This is a genomic window from Dermabacter vaginalis, from assembly GCF_001678905.1.
GTDB classification, from domain to species: Bacteria; Actinomycetota; Actinomycetes; order Actinomycetales; family Dermabacteraceae; genus Dermabacter; species Dermabacter vaginalis.
Genome location: NZ_CP012117.1, coordinates 334,434 through 350,752 on the forward strand (window position 1 = coordinate 334,434; position 16,319 = coordinate 350,752).

10 protein-coding genes and 1 tRNA gene are annotated in these 16,319 nt (G+C 64.6%); 5 read left to right on the plus strand and 6 right to left on the minus strand.

Annotated features, from left to right (window positions below; translation table 11 throughout):
* Positions 1–2 precede the first annotated feature (2 nt).
* Both DAD186_RS01350 and DAD186_RS01355 read right to left on the minus strand, forming a co-directional pair.
* A complete protein-coding gene (locus DAD186_RS01350; RefSeq protein WP_065247188.1) occupies positions 3–2,045 on the minus strand; it encodes a M3 family metallopeptidase in 2,043 nt (680 codons plus the stop codon).
* A gap of 119 nt (positions 2,046–2,164) precedes the next feature.
* Positions 2,165–4,483, minus strand: coding sequence for an alpha-galactosidase (locus DAD186_RS01355; RefSeq protein WP_082991021.1), 2,319 nt, complete (start codon positions 4,481–4,483; stop codon positions 2,165–2,167).
* A gap of 136 nt (positions 4,484–4,619) precedes the next feature.
* On the opposite strand from DAD186_RS01355, the gene DAD186_RS01360 reads away from it, so the two are divergent.
* Positions 4,620–5,831, plus strand: coding sequence for a pyridoxal phosphate-dependent aminotransferase (locus DAD186_RS01360; protein WP_065247189.1), 1,212 nt, complete (start codon positions 4,620–4,622; stop codon positions 5,829–5,831).
* A gap of 29 nt (positions 5,832–5,860) precedes the next feature.
* Here the strand turns inward: DAD186_RS01360 and DAD186_RS01365 are convergent, their stop codons facing one another.
* The 4 genes from DAD186_RS01365 to DAD186_RS01380 all read right to left on the minus strand — a co-directional run bounded on the left by DAD186_RS01365 (position 5,861) and on the right by DAD186_RS01380 (position 10,897).
* Complete coding sequence (locus DAD186_RS01365; protein WP_065247190.1) at positions 5,861–7,312, minus strand: FAD-dependent oxidoreductase; 1,452 nt, start codon at positions 7,310–7,312, stop codon at positions 5,861–5,863.
* Positions 7,313–7,567: 255 nt separating this feature from the next.
* Complete coding sequence (locus DAD186_RS01370; RefSeq protein WP_065247191.1) at positions 7,568–8,233, minus strand: AIM24 family protein; 666 nt, start codon at positions 8,231–8,233, stop codon at positions 7,568–7,570.
* Positions 8,234–8,294: 61 nt separating this feature from the next.
* The gene (locus DAD186_RS01375; protein ID WP_065247192.1) at positions 8,295–10,628 is read right to left on the minus strand and encodes a heavy metal translocating P-type ATPase; all 2,334 of its coding nucleotides are present in this window, start codon (positions 10,626–10,628) and stop codon (positions 8,295–8,297) included.
* A gap of 47 nt (positions 10,629–10,675) precedes the next feature.
* On the minus strand, positions 10,676–10,897 hold the full coding sequence (locus tag DAD186_RS01380; RefSeq protein ID WP_065247193.1) for a heavy-metal-associated domain-containing protein: 222 nt from the start codon (positions 10,895–10,897) through the stop codon (positions 10,676–10,678).
* Between the two features lie 146 nt (positions 10,898–11,043).
* On the opposite strand from DAD186_RS01380, the gene DAD186_RS01385 reads away from it, so the two are divergent.
* The 4 genes from DAD186_RS01385 to DAD186_RS01400 all read left to right on the plus strand — a co-directional run bounded on the left by DAD186_RS01385 (position 11,044) and on the right by DAD186_RS01400 (position 16,311).
* Entirely contained in the window at positions 11,044–13,122 is a 2,079-nt protein-coding gene (locus DAD186_RS01385; protein ID WP_065248662.1) for a protein kinase domain-containing protein, read from the plus strand.
* An 81-nt stretch (positions 13,123–13,203) separates the two neighbouring features.
* Entirely contained in the window at positions 13,204–14,034 is an 831-nt protein-coding gene (locus DAD186_RS01390) for a DsbA family protein (protein ID WP_065247194.1), read from the plus strand.
* Positions 14,035–14,072: 38 nt separating this feature from the next.
* Positions 14,073–14,148 (plus strand) — tRNA-Thr (locus DAD186_RS01395).
* 198 nt (positions 14,149–14,346) lie between these two features.
* Complete coding sequence (locus DAD186_RS01400; protein ID WP_065247195.1) at positions 14,347–16,311, plus strand: NAD(P)/FAD-dependent oxidoreductase; 1,965 nt, start codon at positions 14,347–14,349, stop codon at positions 16,309–16,311.
* Positions 16,312–16,319: the final 8 nt, after the last annotated feature.

A 16,319-nucleotide genomic window follows, 5' to 3' on the forward strand; every position in this document is an offset into this window, starting at 1 on the left:
GACTAGATGAGGCCGCGTCGCTTGAGAAGCGGCTCGTAGCGTGCCTCGCGGCCCGTCATCTCCCTGAACGCCTCGGGGATCGGGCGCGTTGCGCCGATCGAGAGCACGTGTGTGCGGAACTTGTCGCCGTTTTCGCGCGTCAGCCCGCCGTTCTCCTCGTACCACGCAACCGTGTCGGCATCGAAGACTTCGGCCCACAGGTAGGAGTAGTAGCCGGCCGCGTAGCCACCCGAGAACGTGTGGTTGAGATAGCTCGTGCGGTAGCGTGACTCGACGAGCGGGTGCATGAGTCCCGCGTCTTCGAGCGAGGCCTGCTCGAACACGACCGGATCCTCGATCGGCTCGGCCTCGAGAGAGGCGGGCAGGCGGTGCCACGCCCAGTCGAGGGCCGCTGCGCGCAGGTACTCGACGGTGCCGAAGCCTTCGCCCCACTGCTGCGAGGCGGTCACGGCCTCGATGAGTTCTTGCGGAACGACCTCGCCGGTCTCAACGTGCTTCGCGTAGTTCGGCAGGATCTCCGGGTGGAACATCCACATCTCGTTGACCTGGCTCGGGTACTCGACGATGTCGCGCTCGACCGTGAGCCCCGAGAGAGTCTCGTACGTGACGTTCGAGAAGAGGCCGTGCAAGGCATGCCCGAACTCGTGGAAGAGCGTGCTCACCTCATCCAGCGACACGAGCGCCATATCGCCATCGGCGGGGGCGCTGATGTTGAGGTTGTTGACGACGACGGGCTTCGTGCCCTCCGAGAGCGACTGGTCAACGATGTTGTTCATCCATGCGCCGCCGCGCTTCGTGTCGCGTGTGAAATAGTCGCCGAGGAACAGGCCGAGCCCCTCGCCGCTTTCGTCGAAGACCTCCCACACTTTGACCTCGGGGTGGTAGCCCACGAGATCCTCGCGGCGCTTAAAGGTGATGCCATAGAGCTTCTCAGCGGCATAGAACACGCCGTCCTCGACCACGCGATCAAGCGCGAAGTAGGGGCGCAGAGCCGCGGTGTCCACGCTAAACTCCTCGGCCTTGACCTTGTCGCTGTAGAAGGCCCAGTCCCACGGCTCGAGAGTGTCGATGCCGTCTCGTTTCGCGCGGGCCGCGATTTTTTCAGCTTCGCGGTCGGCGTTCGTCATGGCGGGCTCGCTGGTTTTGGCGAACAGCTCATCGACCGCGGCGGTGGTGCGGGCCGTGCGATCGGCAACGGCGAGCGAGGCGAAATCCTCGAAGCCGAGCATCGCCGCCTTGCGGGCGCGCAGAGCAGCGATTTCGGCGGCCATTTGCCACGTGCGATCGCCGCGCTCGATGCTCGCCTCGTACAGGCGCTTGCGTACGTCGCGATTCGTGAGCGAGCTGAGCGCCGGCTGATTCGTGGGGAGGATGAACGTGAGGAGCCAGCCCTCGCGGCCGGCGTCCTTCGCGGCGCGGGCGGCGGCCTTGGAATCCTCGCTTAGCCCCGCGAGCTCGTCCTCGTTCGTCAGGTGGAGAGCGGCGGCATTCATGTCGCGCGTGACCTGCTGGCTGAACTCGGTTTGCGCCTTCGAAATCTCAAGGTTGAGCTTCGCGAGGTCCTCGCGTTGCTCCTCGCTCAAGGCTGCACCCGCAAGCGTGAAACGCTGGTGGAACTTCTCGGTGAGGCGCACCTGCTCGGCGCTCAGGCCCGCCGATTCGCGGCTCTCGTACACGGCGTTGAGGCGCTCGAAGATCCGCGGGTTGAGGTGCAGTTCGTTGTCGAGCTCGGTGAGCAGCTCTGAGACCTTTGACTCGATCTCGAGAAGAGGCTCGGTGCCATCGGCGCTCGCAACGTTGTAGAACACGGTCGCGGCACGATTCAGGGTGCGGCTCGGCTGGTCGAGCACGGCGACGACGTTCTCAAAGGTTGGTTCCGAGGCGTCGTTCGCGATCGCGGCGTAGGCCTCGCGTGCTTCGCGAAGCCCCTGTTCGATCGCGGGCAGGTAGTGCTCGTCGCGGATCGCGGCAAAGTCGGGAAGGTTGTAGGGGAGGGCTGATGCCTCGAGGAGCGGATTTGACGTCACTGTTGCTTCTTCACTCATGCGGCAACCGTATCGGACGCCGCATCCCTGCGCACCGGCGTACCAGAGTCCAAAACGCCTGCGTCCGCTCCGCCGGATAAAGCCCGGTGGAGCGGACGCGAAACGAGGATGCGGCGGGCTCAGCTCACGCGTGTGAGCTGGAACAGCACCGTGTTTTCGGGGTTCAAGATCGGGGCTGTGATTCCGATGTTTGCCCACGCCCTACCGCTCAGCACCTGGTCCGTGATGCCGCGATCGTGGAGTTCGGCATTGAGGCGCTCGTAGTCGCGCGCATTGCCCGGCGTGGGAGCGAGGAAGCCCGAGGCGTTGCTCATGACGGGCGAGGGGACGTAGCCCGACGGCTTCGCACCCGGCATCACGACGTCGAACTTGTAGCGTGCGTCATCGTCAAGTCCCGGGAAGTAGAGGCGACCAGTTTGGTTGGCGTCGCTCCTCGAAAGCGCGGTGAAGGCGAAGAGGGCCTTGGAAGCGTCGGACGCCACCACGCCGTGTAGCGCGACCGACTCGTCGCCGAGGTCCACGCGCACCCGATCACCCGTGAAGAGCAGATCGCGCACCTCCTTATAAAGCTGAACCCACTCGCGAAGCTCCGCCATTTCCTCCTCGGTTGCGAGGCGCAGATCCCACTCGATGCCGAGGTGACCGAAGAGCGCTGTTGCAGCGCGGTAGCCGATCGAGTGGAGGCGACCCGTGGTGTGCGAGGCACCCGAGGCGACGTGCGAACCCATGAGCTCGAGCGGGATGAGCTGGTTCGTCCAGCGGTTCATCATTTGGCGCTCGAGCGGATCGATGCAGTCCGAGACCCACACGCGATCCGTGCGTTCGAGAACGCCGAGATCCACGCGCGCGCCGCCCGAGGAGCATGATTCGATTTCGAGACCTGGGAAGCGCTCCTTCAGCTCGTCAAACAGGCGATACGCGGCGAGGGTCTGCGCGTGGGTTGCCGGCTGACCGGTCTCGCGGAAACCCGCCTCGATGAGGTCGCGGTTGTGATCCCACTTGAGGTAGTCGATGTCGTTGTTCTCGAGGATCTGGACCATCTGATCGCGCACGTGTGCATACGCCTCGGGAATCGCGAGGTTGAGAACCTGCTGGTGGCGCGACTGCTCGGGCAGGCGCTCCATCGTGGTGCCCATGATCCATTCGGGGTGTTCGCGCGCCACGTTCGAGTCCTCATTCACCATCTCGGGCTCGAACCACAGGCCAAATTGCATGCCGAGGCCCTTGACATGCTCGATGAGTGGCGTGAGGCCATTTGGCCACACGTCCTCGCTCACGACCCAGTCGCCGAGGCCCGCGTAGTCATCGCGGCGATCGCCGAACCAGCCATCGTCGAGAACGTAGCGCTCAACGCCGAGTTCGGCAGCGCGATCCGCGAGGTCCTTGAGCCGCTCGAGATCGTGATCGAAATACACGGCCTCCCACACATTGAGCGTCACGGGGCGCTGCGTATCCACGTGGTTTTCGCGCGAGCGCAGCCACGCGTGGAAGCGCTGCGCGACCTCGTCGAGTCCCACGCCGTGGCTCGCGTACACGAACGGCGATTCATAGCTCTCGTTTTCCGCGAGTACAACCTCGCCCGCGAAAAGCCCTTCGCCGCCCGCAAGGATCGTCTCGCCCGCGCTCGTGCGCTCCACAATGTGCCTGTGCTGGCCGGAAAAGCCCGTGTGCAGCGCCCACACTTCACCGGAGGAATAGCTGAAGCCGCGCTCGCCCACGTGCATGAGGAACGCCGAATCGGCGCCCGTGCGGCCTCGGCGATTTTCACGCAGGTGCTGACCCACGCGCACCGGGAGGCGCTGGGGTTCGCGCTCGCGGGTCCAGCGGCCAGCAAAGTCAAGGATCTCGTTCGCTTCCGACGGCACCGGGAGCGCCATCGTGAACGACTGTAGCCGGTAGGTGCCTTCTCCACGATTCGTGAGGGTGCCGCGCATGCGCACGAGGCCCGAATTCAGAAGTTCGAAGGTGAGCGTGACCTCGAGGCCAAGCGTGGCGTCTTCGAGCGTGAGAGTAAGAGAGTCTTTTTCGCCGGAACCGTCGGATACGTTGTGCTCGAGCGTATGTGCCGTGAGGCCAAGCCGCGGGGCGAAGCCGGCCCCGTTATCGCGCCCGCCAAGGAGGCCTGGCTCGCCGAGCCAGCCGTCGGCGTCCTGGGGAAGAAGGCCAGTGCGGGGTGGAATGTCGAGGGCATTTTGGTTGGGGGCGACCGTGGCTGCCTCGAGGATGAGGTCCAGCTCGTCGCTCGTGAGCTCGCCGAGGTCGGAGCCCCAGTAGGCGACGGCAGGCATGCGCCCCTCGGTGAGGTCGAGGACGATGCCCACTCCCGCGCGGCTCAGGTAGAGGGCGCTTTCGGTTTCGAGGGCGCGGTTTTCACAGGTGCGGAACGCGCGGAAGGAGCGCGAGGCGGCGGGGGAGTGGGCGGTGCGGGCGAGAGACATGAGGAAGTCCTTTGTGCTCGTGCGGGCTCGGGGTCGTCCGTGACCCACTTATTTTTTCACCAAAATAAATTAGCGTCCACCTCCGCTGGCAGGGGAGAGAAAATAACTCGTAGAGGCCAGGGAGTACACTCAGCCCATGGAATTCACGCAGGCGGCGAAGCTACAGAACGTCCTCTACGACATCCGCGGGCCGGTCCTCGACGAGGCCGCGCGCATGGAGAACGAGGGGCACCGCATCCTCAAGCTCAACATCGGCAACCCCGCACCATTCGGCTTCGAAACGCCCGACGAAATCCTCGTGGACTTCATCCGCCAGGCGCACGTTTCCCAGGGCTACACCGACTCCAAAGGCATCGTTGCGGCTCGCCGCGCCGTCGCCCAGCACTACCAAACCCGGGGCCTGCCGGGGCTGCGGCTTGACGACATCTACCTCGGCAACGGCGTGAGCGAGCTGATCCAGCTCACCGCGCAGGCCCTCGTGAACGACGGCGACGAGGTGCTCATCCCGATGCCCGACTACCCGCTGTGGACGGCATGCGTCACCCTCGCGGGTGGCACCCCCGTGCACTACCGCCTCGATGAAGACGACGAGTGGCTTCCCGACCTTACCGACATTGCCGATAAGGTTACGCCGCGCACCAAGGCCATCGTCGTGATCAACCCGAATAACCCCACCGGTGCGGTGTACACGAAAGAGAACCTTCAGGGGATCGTGGACATCGCCCGTAAGCATGGGCTCATGATCCTCGCCGACGAGATCTACGACAAGATCCTCTACGACGATGCGACCCACACCTCGATCGCCTCACTCGCCCCCGACCTCTTCACGATCACCTACAACGGCCTGTCCAAGGCCTACCGCGTTGCGGGCTTCCGTGCCGGCTGGATGGTGCTGTACGGACCGAAAGACCATGCCAAAGGCTTCATCGAAGGCCTTGACATGCTCTCCAACATGCGCCTTTGCGCGAACGCCCCCGCGCAGCACGTGATCCCCACGGCGCTCGGCGGCTATCAAACGATCAACGATCTCGTGGCCCCGGGTGGGCGCCTGCGCGAGCAGCGCGACGTCGCCTACGAATCCCTCGCACGGATCCCCGGCGTGAGCGTGAAGAAAGCCAAGGGCGCCCTATACATGTTCCCGAAGCTCGACCTCGACATGTACAAGATCGAGGACGACGAGGAATTCGCGCTCGGCCTGCTTCGCCAGAAGAAAATTCTCATCACAAAAGGCACGGGATTCAACATCCCCACGCACGATCACTTCCGAGTCGTGACCCTGCCGGACGTGGACGTGCTCGAAAACGCGATCGACCGTATCGCCGACTACCTCGAGGGAATCCGCCGCTAGGTGCGCCGCAAGAACCCGGCGGCGGCGGGCTATTCGCCTCGTGCGATCCGAATCATCTGCTCGCGGTCGATCTGCTTGAGCGATGGTCGGGGGCTGCCGTCGGAATCCTGCCGCTTCGCCCCCTCCTGAATTTCGTGGTCGTGCAGGCGCAGCCACCCGTCCCAGTCGACATAGCGGATGCCGCGCTCGTCGAGCAGGTGCACTATGGAGTTGGGGTCGCGGTCCGGGCAGGGTTCGAGCACGCCGCCCTCGATGTCCTCGATCATGTGGGTCACGGTTTCGATCGCGTCGGATTTCGTGGCACCGATGAGGCCCACGGGGCCGCGCTTGATCCAACCATTTGCATAGCATGCGGGCACGGCCTCGCCCTCGGCCGTCGTGACGCGGCCTTCGTCGTTGTGGATCACGCCGCGCACCGGGTCGTAGGGAACCCCGGGCAACTCCGAGCCGAAATAGCCCACGGCACGGTAGACCTGCTGAACGTCGTACTCGACCATCTCGCCCGTGCCTTCGAGCGAGCCGTCCGCCGTGAGGCGCGTGCGCTCAAACCTCATGCCGGTCACGCGGCCATCCTCACCGAGCACCTCCACGGGACGGTGCCAGAAATGAAGGTGGAGCCGACGCTTGACCTCGCCACCGTCGCGGTCGGTGGGCTCAGCGCCGCTCTCCTCGCGCTTCTTCTGCTCCTCGAGCCAGCCCTCGAACGTGCTGACGACCTGATCGATGCGCTTGTCGGCCCGGATGCGCTCCCATTCCTCGTCGCTGATCTGGGCAAAGTCGCGCTCGTCCAGAACGACCTGCACGCCCTTCGGATGAGCGAGCTCGCGGGTCTCGAGCGGGGAGAATTTCGCCTGGGCGGGGCCGCGGCGGCCAAAGACGTGCACGTCGGTGACCCGTGAGGCCGTGAGGCCTTCGTAGACGTTGTCGGCGATCTCGGTCGCGAGGAGCTCGTCGGCACTTTTGACGAGCATGCGCGAGACGTCGAGCGCAACGTTGCCGTTGCCGATCACCGCGACGGATTCGGCATCGAGGTTCCACTCGCGCGGGTAGTCAGGGTTCGAGTCGTACCACGCGACGAAATCGGCAGCGCCGAAGCTGCCCTCGAGGTCGATCCCGGGAATGTCGAGTTGGGCGTCCTTGAGTGCGCCGGTGGCGAAGATGATCGCGTCGTAGCGCTCACGCAGGTCTTCGAGGCTCAGGTCCTTCCCGAAGGCGACGTTGCCGAAGAAGCGCATGTCGCGACGGTTGAGGATGCGGTGGAGCGCAGTGGTGATGCCCTTAATGCGCGGGTGGTCGGGCGCGACCCCGTAGCGAATGAGGCCAAACGGCGTGGGGAGCGCGTCGAAAATATCAACCTCGATTTTCAGGCGTCCCTTTTTGACGTGTGGTGTTTTGTTGAACGTCTCCGCCGCATACACGCCGGCCGGGCCGGAGCCAATCACGGCGATGCGGAACGGGATGTCGGTGAAGGTGCTGCTCACGGAGGTCCTTGTGCTCGGCGGATACGCGCGGGACGTCGTTTGGCCCGCGGGCTTTTCGATACTCGAGCCTAGCGTTAAAAGAGGGGGCGGGCGAGGGAAGTGTGAGCAGGGCGAGACGAGTAGCGGGCGGCGAGCCGGCTACCCGGCATCCACCCTGGCCGTGAGCACATGGCTGAGGGTGGAGAAAACGACCTCGCACCCCTCATGTGGGGCATTCTTGGTCTTTTTCTCCACCCTCACAAGTGGGGAATGAGTTTAGTACTCGGCCGGCTGCACCACCACAAAGCCGGGGCCGTGGAAAGCGAGCTGGAAAGCTTCGCCCGAGCCGCGGCCAATAAGTGCACCGGCGTTAAAGTCGTTCTTGATCTGCGGCTGGAGGTTCGCCGACCAGCACACGACGGCCTGCGGATCCACGTACGTGGGCTGCTGCGAGCAGTCGAGCAGAAGTGGCTCGCCGTGCGAGGTGATCGCGACCATGCCGTGTCCCTGGAGGAACAGGTTCGTGAAGCCGCCCGCGACGAGACCCGCGCCGAGGCCGCCGCCGATCATCTTGATGTCCCACTCGATGCTCGAGTCGAAAGCGAGCATCTTCGAGGTGTTGAGAGAGAGGGCTTCGCCTTCGAGCTGGATGAGGAAGATCTGCGAGCCATTCTTGGCGAAGAAGATTTCGCCGTTGCCGGTGGTGCGCATCATGTTGGCGCCCTCACCTGTGGCCAGCTTCTTGACGAGCTTCATGCCGCCGCCCGAGCCCTGGTACTTGAACTTCATCTCGCCCTGGTAGGCAACCATGGCCCCGGCGGAGGAGACGATTTCGGGTGCGCCGGGATCGAGGCGGCAGCGCAGCATTCGCTTGGACTGGAGGGCCCAGCGGTCGTTGGTTTGGACTTCCTGGTGTTCTGGTGAAAAGAGTTCAGATCTCATGGCTTCACCCTAGAGTGAGCTAGCTCCTATCTTCCTGGAGATCATGAGAAAAGAACGATTGTTATTGGAACCGCTTGAGCCGTAGCGAATTGCTCACCACGAAAACGCTTGAAAACGCCATCGCCGCGGCCGCGATCACGGGGCCAAGAAGCCCGAGCATCGCGAGCGGGATCGCGATCACGTTATAGATGAATGCCCAGAAGAGGTTCCAACGGATCGTGCGCACACTCGCGCGTGAGAGCCGAATCGCGGTCGGGATCTGCGAAATATCGCCGCCCGTGAGCACGATGTCGCCCGAGTTCATCGCGGCGTCGGTGCCCGTGCCTATCGCGAAACCAAGATCGGCTTCGGCAAGCGCTGCGGTGTCGTTGATGCCGTCGCCCACCATCGCGACGCTTGCCCCTTCGCCACGAAGGGACTTCACGAGGTCGAGTTTTGCCGCGGGGGTAAGCGAGGCGTGAACCTTTCCGATGCCGACTTCGCGCGCAATGTGCTCGGCCGCGGCAGGGTTGTCGCCGGTCGCCATGACGGGCTCGATGCCGAGCGCGCGAATCTCCTCAACGACCTTCGTCGCTTCGGGCTTCACGGTGTCGCTCACGCGCACGAGCCCCGCAACCTCGCCGTTGACGCGCACGAGGGAGGTCGTGTGACCCGCCTGCTCGGCTTCGCGGAGGGAAGCGGCGAGAGGGGCGGGCAGGCTTTCCGGGGCGGGCTTTTCATCTCCGACGGTGGCCTGGCGAGCGTCGGACACCGCAGTAATCTCGACCTCCCACGGCCCCTTGTTCTCACCGAGCGCCCCGCTCACGCGTGCCCTGAGGCCCCGACCGACATGCGCCTGGGCGTCCTCGAGCGTGAGGGCATCGCTGCTGCTGCCAGCCGCTTCCACGATTGCCCGCGCGATCGGGTGCTCCGAACCGGATTCGGCGGCACCCGCGAGCGCGCGGACGTCTGCTTCGCTCCAGCCTTCGGCGGGTGTCACGGAATGCACGCGCATCGCGCCGCTCGTGAGCGTGCCGGTCTTGTCGAGAACGATCGACGCGATGTCGCGTGAGGTCTCGAGCGTGCGTGCGGAGCGGATGAGGATGCCGAGTTCGGCGCCGCGGCCCGTGCCCACCATGATGGCCGTGGGGGTCGCGAGGCCGAGGGCGCATGGGCACGCGATGATGAGCACGGCGACGGCCGCGGTAAACGCCTGTTCGGTGGTGTGGCCGAGAAGGAGCCACGCCACGAGCGTGAGGATCGCGAGCACGATCACGACGGGGACGAAGATGCTCGCGACCTTGTCGACGAGCTGCTGCACGGGGGCTTTGGAAGCTTGCGCGTCCTCGACCATTTTCGCGATGTGGGCAAGCTCGGTGTCCGCACCCACGCGCGTGGCGCGCACAAGGAGCCGGCCCGTAGTGTTGACGGTGGCGCCCGTGACCTCGGTTCCGGGGGCGACGTCCTCGGGGATGCTTTCGCCCGTGAGCATCGAGCGGTCGATGGCGGAGGAGCCCTCGAGGATCACGCCGTCTGTCGCGACCTTCTCCCCGGGCCTCACGACGAAAACATCGCCGACCCGCACCGCGCCGATGGGAACCTCGACTTCGGCGGTGCTGCCGTCGGACTGAAGCTCCATGATGGTGGCATTCTTCGCGCCGAGGTCAAGCAGCGAACGGATAGCTGCGCTCGACTGGTGGATGGCGCGGGCTTGCGCGTAGCGCCCCACGAGCACGAGGGTCGTGATGACCGCTGCCGACTCGAAGTAGATTTCGTGCGCACCGTGGTGGTTCCGGCTGAAAGCGGCGCCGAGGCTCATGTCCATCGTCATGCCGATCTCGCCTGCGCCGCCGAAGAGGAGCGCCCAGATCGACCACAGGTACGCGGCAAACGTTCCCATCGTGACGAGGGTGTCCATCGTGAAGCCGCCGTGCTTGATGTTCACCCAGGTCGCACGGTGGAAGGGTGCGCCGCAGTAAAACACGACCGGCGTCGCGAGAATGAGCATCGCCCACTGCCAGCCGGGGAACTGCAACGCCGGAATCATTGAGATGAGGAAAATTGGCGCCGAGAGGATGGCTGCGAGAATCGTGCGGTTCAGCGTGTCGCGCTTCTCGCGCGCGGCGCGCTCCTCGGCGCTTGTGTCGGGGCCGTGGATCGATGTGCTTTCGGCTGCCGCCTCCCGCACGTGCGCCCCATAGCCGCCCTTTTCGACGGCTTCGACGAGCTGCGCATCGGTGATCGACGGGTCGCTCACCTGCACGCTCGCGCGTTCGAGTGCGAGGTTGACGACCGCGTCGACATCGCCCACGCGCCGCAGCTTCTTCTCCACGCGCGCGACGCAGCTCGCGCACGTCATGCCGGTGACGTCGAGGGTGACGGTGCGCGGTGCGGTGTGGGTTTCAGTGCTGCTCATGGGGTCCTTCGGGGTGTGGTGCGGCCGGGTTCGGGATGGGGGAGGAGTTATCCGACGATGGCGTAGCTTTCGCCGGCTTCCTCGATTGCGGGGGCGATGTCGGCCTTGGTGAGGGCGCGATCTGCCTGGATCGTGAGGGTCGATTCGCCGCCCTTGACGAGTTCGACCTCGGCGTTTTCAACGCCAGCGAGCTCGCCAACTTCTTCCTTGACGGCATTGACGCAGTGGCCGCACGTGAGGCCCGTGATCTTGAAGGTCGAGGTGGTCATGGTGTGCTCCTTGATGTTTGTGATGGTCCTGGTTCGTGTGGGCGCGGTTGGTGGCCCGGCATCCAACATACCCCCTAGGGGTATCGACTTCAAGGGGGTGTGGCGACTTCAGAGCATCGATGAGGCGGATCGGTAGCATGGGGCGCATGAGTACCCCCACGAATCCAGGCGGCAACGTTGGCGCGCGCACGCCCCAGCGCCGCCCCAGTTTCTATGAATCGCACCTTCGCGAAATGCTCGCCGACTCGGGCTATGCCATTCATGAACGCATCGGCAGTGGGGGAATGGGGATCGTCTACCGCGCAACCGATGCGGCCGGACTCGACGTCGCCCTCAAGGTGCTTCGCCCCGAAATTGCCGGCGACGAGCGCGCCCGTGCCCGCCTCAGCCGCGAGATGCGCGCCCTGCAGCGCGTCAACCACCCGAACGTTTCCCGCGTTCTCGACGCCGAATTTGACCTCGACGTCGCCTTCCTCGTCACCGAGTACATCTCGGGCCCCACGTTCCAGAAAGTCATTGACGACTGGGGGCACCTTCCGCTGCGATGCGTACGCGAAATCGGCTTGCCGCTCGGCAAGGCCCTTCTTGACGTTCACGAGAAGGGGATCGTGCACCGCGACCTCAAACCAAGCAACATCATGCTTCGCACCGGTCATGGCTCGCACTTCGACTTCGACATCGATCCAGTCGATCCGGTCATTATCGATTTCGGCATCGCCCAAGCCGCCGAAGAGTCCCGCATGACCTCGACGGGGCTCATGATGGGCACGATCTCCTATCTTGCCCCCGAGGTGATCAGCAACAACATCGTCGACGCCGCTGCCGACTGGTGGGCCTGGGCCGCAATGCTCGCCCACGCCGCGACCGGCTTCCCGCCCTTCGGTAAGGGGCGACTCGGCACGGTCTACAACCTCGCTACGATGGCTGGCCCCGACCTCGAGGGGCTGCCGGAGCCGTGCATTGAATGGTTCAAGGGCGCGTTTGCCCCTGAGCCTGGCGATCGCACGCCGCCGGAGAAGCTCATCGAGGCACTCGAGCACGATGTGGATGCATGGGTGTATGGGAACTACGATCCAACCTCCTCGTCCCCGTCTTCCCCTTCCACCTCCGCCGAGCTCCCCACCTCTCGGATTGAGGCGGGTGAACGCGGCACACCGGGTGGTCCAATCGGCGCCGGAGCGTCGGGTTTGGGTGCCGCGGAATCTACGGATGCAGCAGCTCGCGCAGCTGAGGCGACTGCGCCGATACCTCCGCATAGCCCACTGAGTCCCGGAGGGGGAGAGGAGGAGGGCATGGGGGCAATGCGCGACGCCACTGATGAATTGGACGACACCGATGAGTGGGATGTCTCCAACGAAGATCCCACCCAAGTCATGCCCGTCCTCGACGAAACACCGACCGCGAAATTCGCTCCCATCTCGACCCCCGCGGCCCCGCCCACTCCCCACTACGAGGAAGCGATGCAGGGGTGGCAAGCGTCGGACCACATGCCGCAGCCGCCCGCCCCCACACCCGCTCCGCAAAGCCCCTACCAGCAAGCGCCCCTCGCACCGCAGCCCTACGGCGCGCAAAACTATGGGATGCCGCCACAGGGATTTATGCCGCCACCCGTGCCGTACCACTTGCGTGAGCCCGAGCGGCGTACCGTACTCGTGCTGCTCGGCATGGTGCTCTTTACAGCATTCGGCGCGCTCGTGCCTCTCGCCGCGCTGATTTTGCTCGTACTGATGACGGCGCTCGCACGCACGTGGCAACGCTCGTGGATTGCGTCGGAAAAGGGGACTGACAAGGGAAGAAGCTCAGGAAGCATCACAACCGCGGCGGTGCTCCTCGCCGTTCCGCGCTTGATACTCGCGCTCCTCGAGGCGATCCTTCAGGCACTCATCCCGGTGATCGTGACGGCGGGTGTGCTCCTCGCGATCGATGCCGCGATCGTGTGGCTCACCAACTTCGAGCTGCACTACGCGATCTACGCCGGTGTGCTCGTGGGGGTCACGACCCTGTCGCTGTGGTGGGGAATCGGCGCGCGCACCACACGCTACGGCGGCCACAGGCTCGTGCATGCGGCAGCCCCGAGCGGGCTATGGACCGCGATCATCGCGGCGCTGCTCATCCTGCTCATCGTCGCGGTGGGCTTCACTCTCGCCTCGCGCGGAGGCACAATCGATTACTTCCCGTACGTGGGCGAGTTCCGCCTCGAAGACATCTCGCCCTGGCGACGCTGATGCGCCCGCGAAGGCATCCGTTAGGATGGCACGCGGCGAAAGCCCCGCTCACCGTTCATATTTGACCCCTCCGGAGGATTCATGGCCGAGAAGCCCTCAGCTCAAGACGTGCGCGAAGCGCAGCGCGTGGAGCTTCGCAAACAACGCGAAAAAGAGCTGAACCGCCAAAAGCGCGTGCGCACCGCCGTCATCGCGGCCATCGTTGTGGTCGCGCTCGCGGTGGTGGCAGGACTCGGCTACCTCATTTATCAGGCGAATGCTCCCGAACCGGAACTCGAGCTGAACCAGCCAGCTTCGATCAGCAAGGAAGAGCCCACTCTCGCCTTCAAGGCCGACGATACGAAACCCGTCGTCGACGTCGTGTTCGACTACATGTGCCCGTTCTGCGGCGCCTTCGAACAGGTCAATAATGCGGACATCCACGAAATGATCGACAACGGCGAGGCGACCGTGAACTTCCATGTGCGCACCTTCCTCTCCTCGAAGATGTCCACCACGGAATACTCGGCTCGCGCGGGCGGCGCAGCCGTGTGCACCTACGAGGATTCGCCCGAAGTGTTCCTCAAATTCCACGAGCAGCTCTTCGCGAACCAGCCGGCCGAGGGCGGCCCCGGCCTGAGCGACAAAGAACTCGAAACCTACGCGAAGGATGCAGGCGCGAGTGAGGAAACGCTCTCGTGCATCAAGGACCAAAAGTTCCGCCGCTACGCGGTCGACGTGCTCGAGCCCGTTGGCGCGAAACTCTCGCCCGCCACTCCCGCCGTGTTCATCAACGGCAAGGAATGGGGATCCGACGGCGCCTGGCAGAAGCCCGGTGCTCTGAAGGAAGCCGTGGCCTCCTCGGGTACTCCCGGCGCGAGCGACGCCGGTGGCGCAAGCGATGCTGGTGGCGCAAGCGATTCGGGTAACTAAACTCGCGGCGCACGCTACACTAGTGCGAGCGCCGCATTGCTGAAGTAGCTCAGTTGGTAGAGCAGCTGTCTTGTAAACAGCAGGTCGTGGGTTCGAGCCCCATCTTCAGCTCCAATGAAAGCCCAGGTCGATTCGGCATTACGTCGTAAGGCCTGGGTTTTCTTGTGTTGTGTGAGAAGCCGCGAGCGTGAGAGAGCCGGAGACCCGCGCGGGTGAGGCGCATCGCGCCGAAAGTCCTGCCGTCTAGGGGGTTAGGGGCGTAGCGTGAGTCACAAGTGACTAGTGATAACCGACACGCGAAAAGGACCCCTGATGACTGCGACCACGCAGACCCAGCGCACACTCGCCACCCCCTTCACCATCAACACCGTTGAAATTCCCAACCGCCTCGTCATGACCCCCATGGGCAGCGACCTCGCAAACCCCGACGGCACGGTTGGCCCGCGCCTTCTCAAGTACTGGCTCGAGCGCGCCGAAGGCGGCTGTGGCCTCCTCATCACCGAGATCACCCGCGTGAACGACGAGCACGGCGCCGGCACCCCAAAGCAGCTGTCCGTGACCCGCGACGAGCTCGTCCCGCAGCTCGCCGAAGCGATCGAGGCCGTGCATGCGCGAGGCACCAAGATTTTCCTCCAGCTCCAGCACCCTGGAAACCAGGGCATTCCCCAGCTCAATAAGGGGCAGGTCACCGTCGGGCCTTCCGCCGTTCAATCCCAGCTCACCAAGGCTCCCGTGCGTGCCCTCGAAAACGAGGAAGTGAAGAGCCTCGTGCAGGACTTCATCAACGGTGCACGCCGCGCCAAGGAAGCCGGTGCGGATGACGTGGAGATTCACGGCGCCCACGGCTACCTCATCGACGAATTCCTCTCGCCGCACACCAACAAGCGCGAGGACGAGTACGGCGGCTCGTTTGAGAACCGGTGCCGCTTCCTCGTGGAAATTCTCGACGGCGTTCGTGAGGTTGTGGGCCCCGACTTCCCGATTTCGGTGCGTCTCTCGATCTCGCAGTGCTACGACCTGATCGGCATGCCCGGCGAAGGTAACGAGGTCGCCGACGGCGTGCGTATCGCGAAGCTGTGTGAGGAGCACGGTGCTGACCTCATCTCGGTGTCGTCGGGCACCTATGAGACCGGTGTGACCGTCATCGAGCCCGTCAACACTCCGCGCAACTGGCGCGATCCGATGATTCGCGCCGTGCGTGACGCCGTGAGCATTCCCGTCATGGGCGTATCGATTATCCGCGAGCCCGAGCAGGCCGAAAAGATGCTCAACGACGGTCTCGTGGACCTCATCGCCATGGGGCGCTCGTGGCTCGCCGACCCGCAGTGGGGAATCAAGGCCATCGAAGGTCGCGACGCCGACATCACCCGCTGCATCGGCTGCATGTACTGCTTCGAGGCGCTCTTCTCGGGCGGGCACGTCGAATGTGCTGTCAATCCGCGCTGTGGCTTCGAATCGGAGTTTCCGCTAGAGCCCGAGCGCAATGCTGAAGGTCGCACGGCCCTCGTGATCGGCGGCGGCCCCGCGGGCTGTGAAGCGGCGGAAACGTTCGCGAAGCGAGGTGCCAAGGTGACGCTCGTGGAGGCTGAGGATACCCTCGGCGGCCAGGTCGTGCCCGGCACGAACCCCCCGGGTAAGGACCCGATGGGCTGGCTCGTCGAGAGCTACACGCATCGACTCGAGCAGGCCGGCGTCGAGGTGCGACTCTCGACGCGCTTCAGCGCCGACGAGGTGCGAGACTTTGGTGCTGACGCGGTCATCGTCGCAACGGGCGCCGTGCCGGTTGTGCCGCCAATCCCGGGCATCGACGGCGATCACGTGGTGGACGCGATTGACGTGCTTGGCGGCACGCGCGAGGTGCGTGGCCGCGCCATCGTCGTGGGCTCCGGCATGACGGGCCTCGAAACCGCAGAGCTCATTGCCGCGAACGGCGGCAAAGTTGCCGTTTACGAGATGGCGCCGCAGCTTGGCGCAGGCGCGTTCCACATGAACCTCATCTCGGTCACCTCGAAGCTCAAGAAGGCCGGCGTGCCCATGCTTACCGGGCATCGCCTCGTGGAGGTGAACGATTCGGGCGCGGTATTCGAGGCCGACGGTTCCTCGGTGAACGTCGAGGCCGAGACCGTGGTACTCGCGATCGGTATGCGCAGTGCGAACACGCTCGCGTCTGAGCTCAAAGATGCGGGAATCGACTTCCGCACCGCGGGCGACGTGTCGAAGGTCGCGAAGGTCGCGCAGGCGGTGGCTACGGGCTACCGCGTGGGGCTCGAGGCCTGAAATTAGCT

What these genes read in the sequence shown, in the direction of transcription:
- DAD186_RS01350 (WP_065247188.1), bottom strand. Translation starts at nt 2,045, where the DNA reads ATGAGTGAAGAAGCAACAGTGACGTCAAATCCGCTCCTCGAGGCATCA.
- DAD186_RS01355 (WP_082991021.1), bottom strand. Translation starts at nt 4,483, where the DNA reads ATGTCTCTCGCCCGCACCGCCCACTCCCCCGCCGCCTCGCGCTCCTTC.
- DAD186_RS01360 (WP_065247189.1), top strand. Translation starts at nt 4,620, where the DNA reads ATGGAATTCACGCAGGCGGCGAAGCTACAGAACGTCCTCTACGACATC.
- DAD186_RS01370 (WP_065247191.1), bottom strand. Translation starts at nt 8,233, where the DNA reads ATGAGATCTGAACTCTTTTCACCAGAACACCAGGAAGTCCAAACCAAC.
- DAD186_RS01375 (WP_065247192.1), bottom strand. Translation starts at nt 10,628, where the DNA reads ATGAGCAGCACTGAAACCCACACCGCACCGCGCACCGTCACCCTCGAC.
- DAD186_RS01380 (WP_065247193.1), bottom strand. Translation starts at nt 10,897, where the DNA reads ATGACCACCTCGACCTTCAAGATCACGGGCCTCACGTGCGGCCACTGC.
- DAD186_RS01385 (WP_065248662.1), top strand. Translation starts at nt 11,044, where the DNA reads ATGAGTACCCCCACGAATCCAGGCGGCAACGTTGGCGCGCGCACGCCC.
- DAD186_RS01390 (WP_065247194.1), top strand. Translation starts at nt 13,204, where the DNA reads ATGGCCGAGAAGCCCTCAGCTCAAGACGTGCGCGAAGCGCAGCGCGTG.
- DAD186_RS01400 (WP_065247195.1), top strand. Translation starts at nt 14,347, where the DNA reads ATGACTGCGACCACGCAGACCCAGCGCACACTCGCCACCCCCTTCACC.